Origin of the sequence: Arcobacter sp. s6 (assembly GCF_040884245.1) — a bacterium.
Taxonomy (GTDB): Bacteria; Campylobacterota; Campylobacteria; order Campylobacterales; family Arcobacteraceae; genus Aliarcobacter.
On sequence record NZ_JBEVTN010000014.1, the window covers coordinates 76241 to 89571 of the forward strand.

Genomic DNA, 13331 nt, shown 5'->3' on the forward strand with positions numbered 1-13331 from the left:
GGTGTAAATATGAAAAACAAAATTCTAGAGCTAATAAAATCATCTGCTACAAATGAGGATGATTTCAAATCCTTAGTCACTATTTTCAATTTACATGATCAATTACAATATGCTACAAATATAAAACAAGCTGCTGAAGATATATATACATGGATAAACAAAGAATTTAAAGTTGATAATCTTAATTTTTCTTTATTTGATATAAATAAGAATTATAAAGAAGAGATTTTGATAAAAGGTGAGGAATTCTTTTTAGATGATAATTTATCACATTTTTTTATAATTAACACACATACAAGCCTAAATGCAACTGTTTCTTTTAGTGTTTCTTCAAAGGTTCATTTTAAAATTATTGAAGCTAAATACAATACAATTGAAGCTGCGTTTTTACAAATATCTCCAATGATACAATCTTGTATTTTAAAGAAAAACTTTATAGAATCTTCCTCTTTAGACTCTGTAACAAACGTTTACAATAGAAATTATTTAATAGAAAATCTTACAAGTCATCTTAGACTTTCAAATAATAAACAAAATGAAATATATTTTTTAATGATTGGAATTGACCATTTTAAAGCTGTTATTGACGAATTTGATTATGATATTGCAGATAAAGTCTTAATTGAACTTGCAAAAGTTATTCACTCAAATATTAATGAATTTGATATGGTTGGAAGATTAAATGGAGATGAATTTTTAGTTTCTATTTTAAATAATGTAAATGAACATCAAGCAATCCAAATTGCAAAAAAGATTATTTCAGATTTTGCTGAAGTTAGTATTTTAGTAAATGAAGAAACTAAACAAAAATTGAAAAAAACTATATGTATAGGATTTGAAGTTTATGATATTAATTCAAAATCTACTATCACAGATAGTATAAAAAATGCTGATATTGCACTTTATGAAGCTAAAAATAAAGGTAGAAGTGAACTTTTTAAATTTAGTGAATTAAGTGATGAAGATACAATAGAACTATTTTAATTCTATTGTATATTTTAAAATTCTTATAAAACTTTTCTAGCTTTTATATAAACTCTTTTAGGAGCTGGATAACCTTCAACTGTTTTTGTTTTATCATTAGGAGCTAAAAAATCTTCCAAACTTTGATCAAATGACCATTCTGTTTTTCTTTGTTCTTCTGAAGTAGTAACAGTAGTTGCAAGTACTTCAATATCTTCAAACCCTGCTCTTTCAAGCCAATTTTTTAAAGCTGGAATTGTTGGAATAAAATAGATATTTGGAATTTTTGAATATCTTTTATTTGGAGTTAAACATAACTCTTCTTCTCCATCTATCATAAAAGTATCAATCAAGATTTCACCTTTACTATTCAATCCTTTGGCTAATGATTTTAAAGTTCCTACAGGATCAGGTCTGTGATATAAAACCCCTAACATAAAGATAAAATCAAAAGTATGATTATAATACTCTAAATGTTCAACTCCTAACATCTCATAAATAATATCTGATTTCACAAAATGATTTATAAACTCAAATTGATGTAATGTTAAAGGTGAAGGATCAAAACCTACTAATCTTTTTGGTTTATCTTCAAGCATTCTAAACATATAATAACCATTATTACATCCAATGTCAGCTACAACTTTATCTTTTAAATTAAAGAATGGTCTTATTAAATTATATTTAATATTACTTTGCCATTCACTATCTATTTCTAAGTCAAATATTTTAAAAGGACCTTTTCGCCAAGGTATAAGTTTTTTTGCAGTTTGAACAATAACTTCATACTCTTCTTGGCTTAAATCAGTTTTTTTCCCAACACTAAACCAGTCACCATAATCAATATCTAAATTAGATTTTTCTATTTTACAAGCCTCTTGTAATTGTGTATACCAAGGCTCAACATTTTTCCATGTTCGACAATCGTTTTTTTTATTTTGTAATGTTTCTAAATTCATGCTGTAATTATAGATATTTAAGTTAAAATTTCATCTTAAATTAATAAGAATGACTAAAAATTCATATTTCATTAATGGAATATTAACTTCTTATTAATATAATTAGAAAAATAAAAAATAAAAGGATATTTTTTGAAGATTACAAATGTCTTATTCTCCTTTAAGACAACATTAATATTACTTGCTATATTGGCAATAGGAGCAGGATGTGCAACTTTTATCGAAAATGATTTTGGTACATCTTCTGCTAGAGTTTTAGTATATAACACTATTTGGTATGAATCAATTCTTGTATTAACGTGTATTAACCTAATAGGTATAATTTTTAAATATAAAATGTGGAAAAATAAAGCTAGATTTATTTTCCATTCATCATTTGTAGTTATTTTAATTGGTGCTGGAATTACAAGATATGTTGGATATGAAGGAATTATGCAAATTCCAGAAGGATCAACTGAAAATATGATGATTTCAGGAGAGCCTTATTTACAAGTGACTATCCAAGATGGTGATAAAGTATATTATCAAGAGTATCAAAAAGAATTTACATCTTTTTTATCTGATGTAAACAAATTCTCACATAAAATATTATTTGGTGAAAAAGCTGTTGATATAGATTATAAAAACTTTATCTTTGCAAAAAAAGAGACTGCTAAGATGGGACTTTTAGTTGTTGATGTTACAATTGATGGAAAAACTCAAGAAATAAAACTTCCAGGACTTAGAGGGCAAAAAGGTGTTCAAAGAGATTTAATATTTGACAATGTAATTGTAAAACTTGAATACGGTTCAAAAATGGTTCAATTACCATTTTCAATTAAATTAAATGATTTCCAACTTGATAGATATCCAGGAAGTATGTCGCCTTCTTCTTATGCATCTGAAGTTACAGTTATTGAAGAAGATGGAAAATCTTATGACTATAGAATTTTCATGAATAGAACATTAAGTGAAGGAAACTTCTTATTTTTCCAAAGTTCATATTTCCCTGATGAAACAGGAACTGTTTTATCTGTAAATAATGACCCAGGTAAATGGCCTACTTATTTAGGATATTTTTTATTAACACTTGGTTTATGTCTAAATTTCTTTGATAAAAAATCAAGATTTTGGAAATTAACTAAATTTGTTGCTGAAAAAAATATTGCTTCAATTGCACTTGCTCTAACATTAGCTTTTGCTTCTACTTCATTAAAAGCTGAAGATGCAAAAGTAGATAATCAAACTAAACTAACAGTTGAATATCTAAACAAATTAAAAGATGAATCACTAAATACATCTAAGAATTTTGGAAAACTTGTTGTTCAAAGTAATGGTGGAAGAATGAAACCTCTTTCTACATTAAACAGAGAAATTATTCAAAAATTAAGTGGTAAAGCTTCATTATTAGGAATGACTTCTGATCAATTAATTTTAGGAATGTTATCAACTCCTGATATCTGGAAAGATGTTAAGATGATTAAAATTCAAACTCCTAAATTAAAAAAATTTTTAGGCGTTGATGTAAAAGAAAAATATATTGCTTTCTCTGAAGTTTTTAAAGATGGTAATTATTTATTAGCTGATGAAGCTGAAAAAGCATTACAAACAAAACCAATTGAAAGAGGTACTTACGAAAGAGATATTATTAAAATTGATGAAAGATTAAATATTATGTATTCTGTATTTAATGGTTCATTATTAAATATCTATCCACAAGTAGCAAATAAAGAAGATAATAGTAAATGGTATAATCCACTTGATGCTATACAAAACTTTACAGGACAAAATAAAACTGCTATTGAAACAATTACAAGAGGTTTAATAAACTCTATTGTAGAAAATAAATGGGAAGATGCAGATAACTTCATCTCTATGATTTCTATGTATCAGAAAAAAGTTGGTGCAGATGTTATGCTATCTGATTCAAAAATTGAGGGAGAAATCTTTTTTAATAACTTAGATATTTTCTTTAAATTAACACTTGCATATATTTTACTTGGTTTAATTATGTTAGTTGTTGCATTTATTGTAATCTTTAAACCAGATTTTAAACCTAAAAAAATAACAACTGTGTTTTTTATAGCACTAGCAACTTTATTCTCTTTACATACATTTGGTATGGGATATAGATGGGTTTTATCAGGACATGCACCATGGTCAAATATTTATGAAACTTTAGTTTATATTTCATGGTCGGCTGTTTTTGCAGGTGTTATTTTCTTTAGAAGATCATTACTTGCATTAAGTGCTGCTGTTATAATTGCTGGTATATTTATGTTTACAGCCCATTTAACAGATGTTGATCCACAAATTACAAATTTAGTGCCAGTTCTTAAATCGTATTGGTTAACTATTCACGTTTCAATTTTAACAGCTTCTTATGGATTCTTTGGACTTGGAGCTATATTAGGTTTCTTAACATTGATTATGTTTATATTTAGAAAAAATAGACCTCATGTTGACGAGATTATTAAACATGTAAGTGCAATTACTGAAATAGCTTTAATTATTGGATTAGCAGCAATTACTATTGGAAATTTCCTTGGTGGAGTTTGGGCAAATGAATCATGGGGAAGATACTGGGGATGGGATCCTAAAGAGACTTGGGCTTATGTATCAATTGTAGTTTATGCTATTGTTATACACTTAAGATTTGTAAAATCTTTTAACACGCCATTTGTATTTGCAACGGCGGCATTATTAGGTTTCTCTTCAATCTTAATGACTTATTTAGGAGTAAACTTCTATTTATCAGGAATGCACTCATATGCAACAGGTGACCCGGTTCCGATTCCTACGTGGGCATATTATACTGTAACAATTGTTGTTGTTACAATCCTACTTGCTTTTAGAAATAGAAATCTAAAAGAAACATTATAAAACTTAGAGGAACTAATTATTTAGTTCCTCTAAAAATTATTTTTATCTTCTTTTTATTAAGTTTAAATTATATTTAAATCATTTGTCACTATTATACATAGTAAGAAAATTAGTTTTAGGATTTTTATGACATCTGGTAAGTTAGAAAATATTATAAAATATACGAAAAATTTAAATGTTTTATATGTAGAAGACAATATATATGTACAACAACAAACTATTAAAATGCTTGAATCTTTTTTTAATAATATTTATATAGCATCAAATGGAAAAGAAGCTTTAGATCTTTTTAATACAAATAACTTATACAATCTTATAATAACTGATATAGAAATGCCTTTCATAGATGGTGTATCACTTATAGAAATCATTAGAGAATACAATAAAAAAGTTCCTATTATTGTTCTATCTGCCCATGATAACAAAGATTATTTTCTAAAAACTATAAATGCAGGTATTGATGGTTATATTTTAAAACCATATACCCTTGAACAAATATCTCAGACCTTAGAAAATATAATTGAAAAATATGATTTACAAGAAATGTTTGATAATTTGATAAAACTGGAATTTGACTACTTTTGGAATAGAACAACTAATCAATTATATAAAAATAGTTGTCATATTAGATTATCAAAATATGAAACTAAATTATTTGAATTGTTTATAAAATCCAATAGTATTATAAAAAGTTATAACGAAATAGAATACTATCTTTTTGATGAATATGAAGAAAATACAAAAAGAATAAGAAATATTATTACAAGATTAAAAATAAAACTCGATTGTGATTTATTTGAAACTATTTATTCTCATGGATATTCACTTAGATATAGACAGATTTAATGAAATTTATTTTTATTTTATTTCTTCTGATATCTTTTTTAAATGCAAGAAATTATAATATTAATTTAACAAAAGAAGAACAACTATTCTTAGAAAACAATCAACCCTTACGTCTACATAATGAAGCATATTGGCCTCCATATAATTTCAATGAAAATAATACTCCAAAAGGATTTGTAATTGATTATATGAATCTAATAGCAAGTAAATTAGGAATAAAAGTTGAATATATTTCAGGTCATAGCTGGAATGAATTTATGGAAATGCTAAAAAATGATCAGATTGATGCGATTATAAATATTTCTAAAAATAAACAAAGAGAAGAGTTTTTTGAATTTACGAATGTTTATCATATTGCAGCAAATGCAATATATGTTAAAAAAGGAAATGAAGATATTGATTCTCTAGAAAAATTAGAAGGCAAAACGATTGTAATGCCAAAAGGGTTTTTTGCACAACAATTACTAGAACAATATTATCCACAAATAAAGCAAATACATGTAGATGATTCAGTAGAAGCATTAAGACTACTATCTTTAGGAAAAGCAGATGCAACAATTGATAAGAAAAATGTATTAGACTATATAATTTCAACAAAAAATGTATCAGGAGTAGTTGCAACAAATTATGTAAATGATGATAGATTAGTTTCTTATATAAGTATTGCCGTTTCAAAAAATAAATCTATATTAAAATCTATTTTAAATAAAGCACAAGATTCAATCACAGATAAAGAGATGTTAGATTTAAAAAGAAAATGGTTTGGAAATAATGAATTAGTAAATAATAAAAGCTTTTTAACAAAAGAAGAGAAAAGTTATATAAGTAATAATAATATAATAAAAATGTGTAATATTCTAAATCTAAAACCAATTGAATTCTTAGAAAATGAAAAAGTCCAAGGTATAAATATAGATTTATTAAATTTAATAGGAAAAAAACTCAATATTAGATTTGAAAATATTATAGTTAAAGATTCTGCAACAGCAGAAAAATATTTAGAAGACAAATTATGTGATATTTTACCTATAATTTCAAAAAATATAAACAATAAAAACATACTTTTAAGCAATCCTCTTGTTAGTTATAAACTAGCAATTATTACACAAAAAGGGAAACCTGTTGTTCAAGATATAGATGAAGTATTAAATCAAACCATGGCAAAAAAATCAAATTCTGAAAATTTGGATATTTTGAAAAGTAATTATCCTAATATAAATATAATTGAAACTAAAAGTGACTATGACACCTTTGAAGCTGTAAATAGTAATAAAGTTTACTATGCAATTGAACCATTACCTGTTGTTGCTTATTATATGTCAAAATTTGCTTTTAATGATATTTTTATTTCAAGATATACAGATATTTTATTAACAAGCCAAATTGCTATTTCAAAAGATAATATGATGCTTTATAATATTTTTAATAGAGCAATTGAGCAAATAAATGAAAATGAACACAATGAAATTTTTAATAAATGGACAAATTTTTCTATAAAAACACCTTTTGATTATTCTATAATATGGAAAATATCATTAGTTATTTTTATTATTTTATTAATACTTGCATATAGACAATCTATTTTAAATAAACACAATAAAACATTACGACTTATCAATAATGAAATAGAAAAAAAGAATAGACAAATAGCAAAACAAAAAGAGCTTTTTGAAAAACTTTATAGTAAATCATCTGATGGTGTTTTATTACTAAAAAATAAAAAAATCACTGACTGTAATGAAGCAGCAACAAAGATATTACAGTATTCAAAAGATGAATTAATAGGTAAGTATTTTTATGAAATATCTCCTAAATTTCAACCAGATGGCCAAAGTTCAAACTTAAAATCAATAAATAAATTAAATGAAGCATTAAAAAATGGAATTTCTAATTTTGAGTGGATGCATAAAAGTAAAGATCATAAGAAATTATGGATAGAAATTGTTTTAACCTCTATTGAAATAAATAATAATTTGGTAATTCATACAGTAATTAGAGATATAAACAAAAGAAAAGAAATGGAAAAAGAGTTAGAAGTATTAACTTATAATCTAGAAGAAAAAATTAAAAAAGAAATAGAAAAAAATGAAGAAAAAACTGCTCAATTAATTCAACAGTCAAGATTTGTTCAAATGGGAGAAATGATTTCTATGATTGCGCATCAATGGAGACAACCTCTAACTGCAATAACAGCAACTACAAATAACTTGCTATTAAGAAATATATTAAACAAAGAAATTTCAAAAGATATCTTAGAAAAAGAACTTAAGTTAATCACTGAATATACTCAACACCTATCATTTACAATAGATGATTTTAGAAATTTTTTTAAATCAGATAAAGAAAAAGTAGAAGCAAAAATTGAAGATATAATTGAAAAAGCTATTAGTATAATAAAAACATCTTTTGAATCTAAAAATATAAAATTAATTACAAATTATAGATTTAACCAAATGTTAACCCTTTATACAACAGAAGTTCAACAAGTTATTTTAATATTATTAAAGAATGCAGAAGATGCTTTAATCGAAAATGAAATAACAAATAAAAAAATCAAAATATTAACTTACAAAGAGAACGATTTTGTAATTATAGAAATACAAGACAATGCAGGAGGTATAGCCCAAGATATTATATACAAAATATTTGATCCATACTTCTCTACAAAAAAAGCAAAAGAAGGCATGGGAATCGGCCTTTACATGAGTAAAATTATTATTAATGATCATTGTAAAGGTGAGATTACAGCCTCAAATAATCAAGATGGTGCGATTTTTAAGATAAAATTACCACTTGATATATCTTAAACAAATAACTATATAAGGATTTTTATGCAAAATAATATAATAAATATTTTTAAAGAAATAACTGCAATACCAAGATGCTCAGGAACTCACGAGCCATTTATAAATCATATGAAAAAGCTATCAGATAAATACGGATATTTATGTTTAGTTGATACACACAATAATATTTTATGTAAAAAAGAAGACTCAAAAGCAAAGGTAGTTTTTCAATCACACTATGACATAGTTTGTTTAAGTGATAATTGCGTTCCACAGATTGTAGAAGATGGAGATACTTTAAGTGCGCAGAATTCGACACTTGGAAGTGACAATGGAATAGGATGTTCATATATGATAGCTTTAATGCAAGAAAGCTACGATGGGGAGTTCTTATTTACTTCAGATGAAGAAATAGGACTAATTGGAGCTAATCATCTTGATCTACCACTAAACGCTACTTATATGCTAAATCTTGACAGTGAAGAAGAAGGAGAGATTTGTATAGGTTGTGCAGGTGGTGTTGATATTTTTGGTACTAATACAAATAAAAAAATTGTTCCAAATATAGATAATCTAGATTTATATGAAATAACTATAGTAAAACTTCAAGGTGGACATAGTGGTGTTGATATAGATAAAAATATTCCAAATGGTATAAAACTAATAGCTCAAACAATAAAAAAGTGTGAAGGTAAACTTCTTGATATAAATGGAGGTGAAAGAATTAACTCAATTCCTGTAAATGTGAAAGCAATAATAGCAAGCGCTAAAACTCCAATAGCTAGTCATGAAAATATGATTATAGAAAAGATTGAAGCTAAAAGTGAGCATTTAAATATCTTTGATGATAATATTATTGATTTTATTTATGATTTTCAAAATGGTGTAAGAGATATGAATAGTGAATTAAACGTAGTTCAAAGTTCAATAAATATTGCCATAATAAAAACAGATATAAATGGAATCAAAATAGAGTTAAGCGCACGATCTATGGATAATAATGATTTAAAAAATCTAAAAGATGAAACAATTAAAACATTAGAAAAGCATAATTTCACAGTAAGTACAAATGGAAAATATCCTGCATGGAAACCTGATATAAATGAATTTACATCAAAAGTATTAGAAGTTTATAAAAAAATTAATCCAAGTGCATCATTAGAAGCAATTCACGCAGGACTTGAATGTGCAATATTTAAAGACAAATATCCACATATAAAAGTAGCATCAATAGGACCAACAATCAAATTTCCTCACTCAAGAAAAGAGCAAGTTTCTATAAAATCTGTTGAAAATGTTTATGTAGTTGTAAAAGAGATTTTAAAAGAGATTAATTAATCTCTTTTACCAACAAGTAACAAAAAATCTCTCAATAATTGTTTCACCATTATTTGTATATTTTGACCAAATAAGAGGTGAAGCATTTAGATTTATAAAGTATTCAATCTCTTCTTTTGCTTCTTCATAACTTTTCCAGTTTTCATTTGAGGCAGGATCACTTATCCAATCAAATTTATCAGGAACAAATAAAGACATTTTTCTAAAAGTATCATCTTCAATAAACTCTTTAAAACTTAAGTAATAACCACTAATACACTCATTGTTTATAAGAGATAGTTTTTTGTTTTTTAGATATCTTGGAAGAAAGATATTAGCTTTGAAAAGTATTTTTTGCTCTATATTGTTTAAATCAACGTTTGGTATATAAGATTTAGTAACTTCATTAAAAAGCAAAGGAAATTGCTTATTTTTGAGTCTTTGCAGTTTTAAAACTAAAGTATCACTTCTATTTGGACCAATATATCTATCAATCTCATTTTCAAAACTCTCATCATAAAGATAAAATTTATACTGCATTTCTATATGAATATATTTTTCTCTTTTTATATCATAAATTATGAAATCCAATTCACCAAGAGTGTGTTTATCATGAATGATTTGTATATTTCTAATAACTCTTTCATAGTTTGAACAGTGAGCAATAATAGCATCAAAAAAGTACTCTACCCTCTTTCCTAAAGGAAGTTGTTGCAGTATTTGAATATTGTTAATATCAAAGCTATTTATATCAAAAGAAATATCATCTAGCTCAAATACTTCTAAATCATAAAATGAATCTTTAAATAAAGATGGTGTATTATAAAAACCCTTAATCTGATTATTCATTATATAATTTTTGATAATGAACAGCTTTGATATTCTCCATATTTATAGTTACTACATCTTCCAAGTACTCGTTCTTTTTCTTTTAGTCTAGATGTTCGATAAACTTTACCTGTAATTTGACTACCATCATCTAGTAAAATACGAATTGTTTTATATTTGTCTCCCTGGCTAATATTTGTTATAATTCCGCTGACACTGATTAAATTTGCAGGTGTATCTGCATAAGTTAATGTACTCAGTAATCCTATTAATATTAATTTTTTTACCATAATTGACCTTTTCATAAGAGTTTCATTAATTATTTTTATAAAATATACTGTATTGAATATTCAAAAAAAGAGATATGATATTATTGATTTTTAGCCTTACTAATATCAGAGCTATACTTGTAAACCATATAATCAAACATTTTAGCATCTTTATTTCTTTGAAAAAAGAAAAACATTTCTACTAGTTTAAAAGTCATTCTAAAAAATGCTGTAAAGGGAATAACATATGAAAACAGTGTTGTTAGTGTTCTATTTGGATAGTATTTTTCCAATTCATCTTTTAACTCTTTTAAAACTAAACTCTCTTCTTGAAGCTTACTTCTATCTTGTGTCGAAATAACTCTTATTGCTATTAAAAAATTAATAACAAACATTAAAGCGTTTAAATTCCAACCCATAATACAAATATCTAAATAACTCATATAATCTCTTCTTATCTTAAATTTAAAAGCAGAATTATAACTTATTTATCTTTTATACTAAATCTATTAAGTATAATTCCAAAGAAAAAAATGAATAATGAGAAATAATGACTAAAAATGAATATGATTTAAAAATAGAAAAACTAATCTCTTGGGCGCAAGAATATTATGTATTTGACAATCCCCTTGCTAGTGATGAAGAGTATGATTTACTTGCTAGAGAATGCTTAGCATTTGAACAAGAAAATCCTACTTTATCCCATCCAAACTCACCAAATAAAAGAGTTGGTGGATTTATACTTGATGGTTTTGAAAAAGCTTCTCACTTAAGTAGAATGTGGTCACAAGAAGATGTTTTTAATACACAAGAACTAGAAGATTGGATAAAAAGAGCGCAAAAAGTAAATACAGATTTAGAATTTTATTGTGAGCCAAAATTTGATGGAGCTTCATTGAATCTTATTTATGAGAATGGTTTATTAAAACAAGCAATAACAAGAGGAGATGGAAGTATAGGTGAAGATGTTACAAATAATGTTAAAACAATTCACTCTATTCCACTTCAAATAAAAGAAAAATCTTTGATTGAACTTCGAGGTGAAATTGTTATTAAGAAAAAAGATTTTGAAAAGATAAATCAAGATAGATTAATAAACAACGAGCAACTTTTTGCAAACCCAAGAAATGCAGCAGCAGGAAGTTTAAGACAATTAGATCCAAGTATTACAGCAAAAAGAAAACTATTTTTTAATATTTGGGGAATTGGTCAGAACTCACTTGAATTTAAAACTCTTAGTGAAAAAATGAATTATATTTATTCATTAGGGTTTGCACAACCTCCTTTAATAACTGTTACAAATAGTGTTGAGGGAATCGAAAAACTTTACCATGAAATAATCGCTTCAAGAAACGATATAGAAATGATGCTTGATGGAATGGTGATAAAAGTAAATGATATTGAAACACAAGATGAGTTGGGTTATACGGTTAAATTTCCAAGATGGTCATGCGCTTATAAGTTCCCAGCAGTTGAGAAAACAACTATTGTAAAAGATATTATTTTACAAGTAGGAAGAACAGGTGTTTTAACTCCTGTTGCTTTAGTTGAACCAACACTAATAGATGGAAGTACAGTTAGTCGTGCAACACTTCATAACTTTGATGAAATTGAAAGATTAGATTTAAGACTAAATGATGAAGTTATTATTATCAAAAGTGGCGATATTATTCCAAAAATTACAAGGGTATTTACTGAAAGAAGAAAAGGAAATGAAACTATCATTTCAAGACCTACATCTTGCCCTGAATGTCAAAGTGAAGTTTTAGATGAAGGGACTATGATTAAGTGTCAAAATCTAGATTGTCCTGCAAGAGTAGTAAACTCAATAATTTATTTTGCTAGTAAAAACTGTATGAATATAGATGGCCTTGGAAATAAAATCGTTGAAACACTAGTAAAAGAAAAAAAGATTTATGATATTTTAGATTTATACTCTTTAAAATATGAAGATCTAGAAAACCTAGAAGGATTTAAAGAAAGAAAAATAAACAACCTTTTAAATGCAATTGAAAATACAAAAGGTTCTTCTTTACACAGAATCATAAATGCTTTAGGAATCGAACACATAGGAGAAGTTGCATCAAAACAAATCTGCTTAGAATTTGGACTTGATGTTGTAAGTATTGATTACGATTCACTTATTGCCCTTGATGGTATTGGTGAGCAAATGGCAAAATCATTTTGTGAATTTATGAGAGTAAATAAAGAGTTAGTTGAAAAATTAATTACAATTATAGCTCCAACAGTTGAAATAAAAGTAGAAGTAGAAGAAAATAACTTCAAAGGAAAAACAATAGTTCTAACAGGAACTATGAGTGTAAGCCGTGGAGATATAAAGAAAAAACTAGAACTTCTAGGAGCAAAAATTAGCTCATCAGTATCTAAGAAAACTGATTATGTAATTTATGGTGAAGACGCAGGGAGTAAATATGATAAAGCTGTAGAATTAAAAGTTGCAGTTTTAACAGAAGATGAAATGAACGCGATGATTTAATAGG

The 13331-nt window shown here is 26.0% G+C and carries 10 protein-coding genes; 6 read left to right on the forward strand and 4 right to left on the reverse strand.

Going from position 1 to position 13331, the window contains the following annotated elements:
• Nucleotides 1-9 precede the first annotated feature (9 nt).
• Nucleotides 10-984 (forward strand): GGDEF domain-containing protein, encoded by a 975-nt coding sequence (locus ABVS04_RS10075; RefSeq protein ID WP_368030577.1) that lies wholly within the window; start codon nucleotides 10-12, stop codon nucleotides 982-984.
• Between the two features lie 23 nt (nucleotides 985-1007).
• Here ABVS04_RS10075 and cmoB read toward each other — a convergent pair whose 3' ends face one another.
• Nucleotides 1008-1922 (reverse strand): tRNA 5-methoxyuridine(34)/uridine 5-oxyacetic acid(34) synthase CmoB, encoded by a 915-nt coding sequence (gene cmoB / locus ABVS04_RS10080; protein ID WP_368030579.1) that lies wholly within the window; start codon nucleotides 1920-1922, stop codon nucleotides 1008-1010.
• A gap of 132 nt (nucleotides 1923-2054) precedes the next feature.
• Between cmoB and ccsA the strand changes: the two genes are divergently transcribed.
• From ccsA to ABVS04_RS10100, 4 genes are all read left to right on the forward strand, one after another.
• Nucleotides 2055-4784, forward strand: a complete 2730-nt coding sequence (ccsA, locus tag ABVS04_RS10085) for a cytochrome c biogenesis protein CcsA (RefSeq protein WP_368030580.1) — start codon at nucleotides 2055-2057, stop codon at nucleotides 4782-4784.
• Nucleotides 4785-4910: 126 nt separating this feature from the next.
• Nucleotides 4911-5630, forward strand: coding sequence for a response regulator transcription factor (locus ABVS04_RS10090; protein WP_368030581.1), 720 nt, complete (start codon nucleotides 4911-4913; stop codon nucleotides 5628-5630).
• Nucleotides 5630-8437, forward strand: a complete 2808-nt coding sequence (locus tag ABVS04_RS10095) for a transporter substrate-binding domain-containing protein (protein WP_368030582.1) — start codon at nucleotides 5630-5632, stop codon at nucleotides 8435-8437. The genes ABVS04_RS10090 and ABVS04_RS10095 overlap by 1 nt, the downstream gene beginning before the upstream one ends.
• Nucleotides 8438-8461: 24 nt before the next feature.
• Nucleotides 8462-9754, forward strand: a complete 1293-nt coding sequence (locus ABVS04_RS10100; RefSeq protein ID WP_368030583.1) for an aminoacyl-histidine dipeptidase — start codon at nucleotides 8462-8464, stop codon at nucleotides 9752-9754.
• Nucleotides 9755-9760: 6 nt separating this feature from the next.
• Here ABVS04_RS10100 and ABVS04_RS10105 read toward each other — a convergent pair whose 3' ends face one another.
• The 3 genes from ABVS04_RS10105 to ABVS04_RS10115 all read right to left on the reverse strand — a co-directional run bounded on the left by ABVS04_RS10105 (nucleotide 9761) and on the right by ABVS04_RS10115 (nucleotide 11273).
• Nucleotides 9761-10582, reverse strand: a complete 822-nt coding sequence (locus ABVS04_RS10105; RefSeq protein ID WP_368030584.1) for a DUF1853 family protein — start codon at nucleotides 10580-10582, stop codon at nucleotides 9761-9763.
• Nucleotides 10582-10851, reverse strand: a complete 270-nt coding sequence (locus tag ABVS04_RS10110; protein WP_368030585.1) for a hypothetical protein — start codon at nucleotides 10849-10851, stop codon at nucleotides 10582-10584. The genes ABVS04_RS10105 and ABVS04_RS10110 overlap by 1 nt, the downstream gene beginning before the upstream one ends.
• Before the next feature lie 80 nt (nucleotides 10852-10931).
• The gene (locus tag ABVS04_RS10115; protein ID WP_368030586.1) at nucleotides 10932-11273 is read right to left on the reverse strand and encodes a hypothetical protein; all 342 of its coding nucleotides are present in this window, start codon (nucleotides 11271-11273) and stop codon (nucleotides 10932-10934) included.
• Nucleotides 11274-11380: 107 nt separating this feature from the next.
• Between ABVS04_RS10115 and ligA the strand changes: the two genes are divergently transcribed.
• Entirely contained in the window at nucleotides 11381-13327 is a 1947-nt protein-coding gene (ligA, locus tag ABVS04_RS10120) for an NAD-dependent DNA ligase LigA (protein WP_368030588.1), read from the forward strand.
• Nucleotides 13328-13331 lie beyond the last annotated feature (4 nt).

What these genes read in the sequence shown, in the direction of transcription:
- ABVS04_RS10075 (WP_368030577.1), top strand. Translation starts at nt 10, where the DNA reads ATGAAAAACAAAATTCTAGAGCTAATAAAATCATCTGCTACAAATGAG.
- ABVS04_RS10105 (WP_368030584.1), bottom strand. Translation starts at nt 10,582, where the DNA reads ATGAATAATCAGATTAAGGGTTTTTATAATACACCATCTTTATTTAAA.
- cmoB (WP_368030579.1), bottom strand. Translation starts at nt 1,922, where the DNA reads ATGAATTTAGAAACATTACAAAATAAAAAAAACGATTGTCGAACATGG.
- ABVS04_RS10115 (WP_368030586.1), bottom strand. Translation starts at nt 11,273, where the DNA reads ATGAGTTATTTAGATATTTGTATTATGGGTTGGAATTTAAACGCTTTA.
- ABVS04_RS10100 (WP_368030583.1), top strand. Translation starts at nt 8,462, where the DNA reads ATGCAAAATAATATAATAAATATTTTTAAAGAAATAACTGCAATACCA.
- ABVS04_RS10090 (WP_368030581.1), top strand. Translation starts at nt 4,911, where the DNA reads ATGACATCTGGTAAGTTAGAAAATATTATAAAATATACGAAAAATTTA.
- ligA (WP_368030588.1), top strand. Translation starts at nt 11,381, where the DNA reads ATGACTAAAAATGAATATGATTTAAAAATAGAAAAACTAATCTCTTGG.
- ABVS04_RS10110 (WP_368030585.1), bottom strand. Translation starts at nt 10,851, where the DNA reads ATGGTAAAAAAATTAATATTAATAGGATTACTGAGTACATTAACTTAT.
- ABVS04_RS10095 (WP_368030582.1), top strand. Translation starts at nt 5,630, where the DNA reads ATGAAATTTATTTTTATTTTATTTCTTCTGATATCTTTTTTAAATGCA.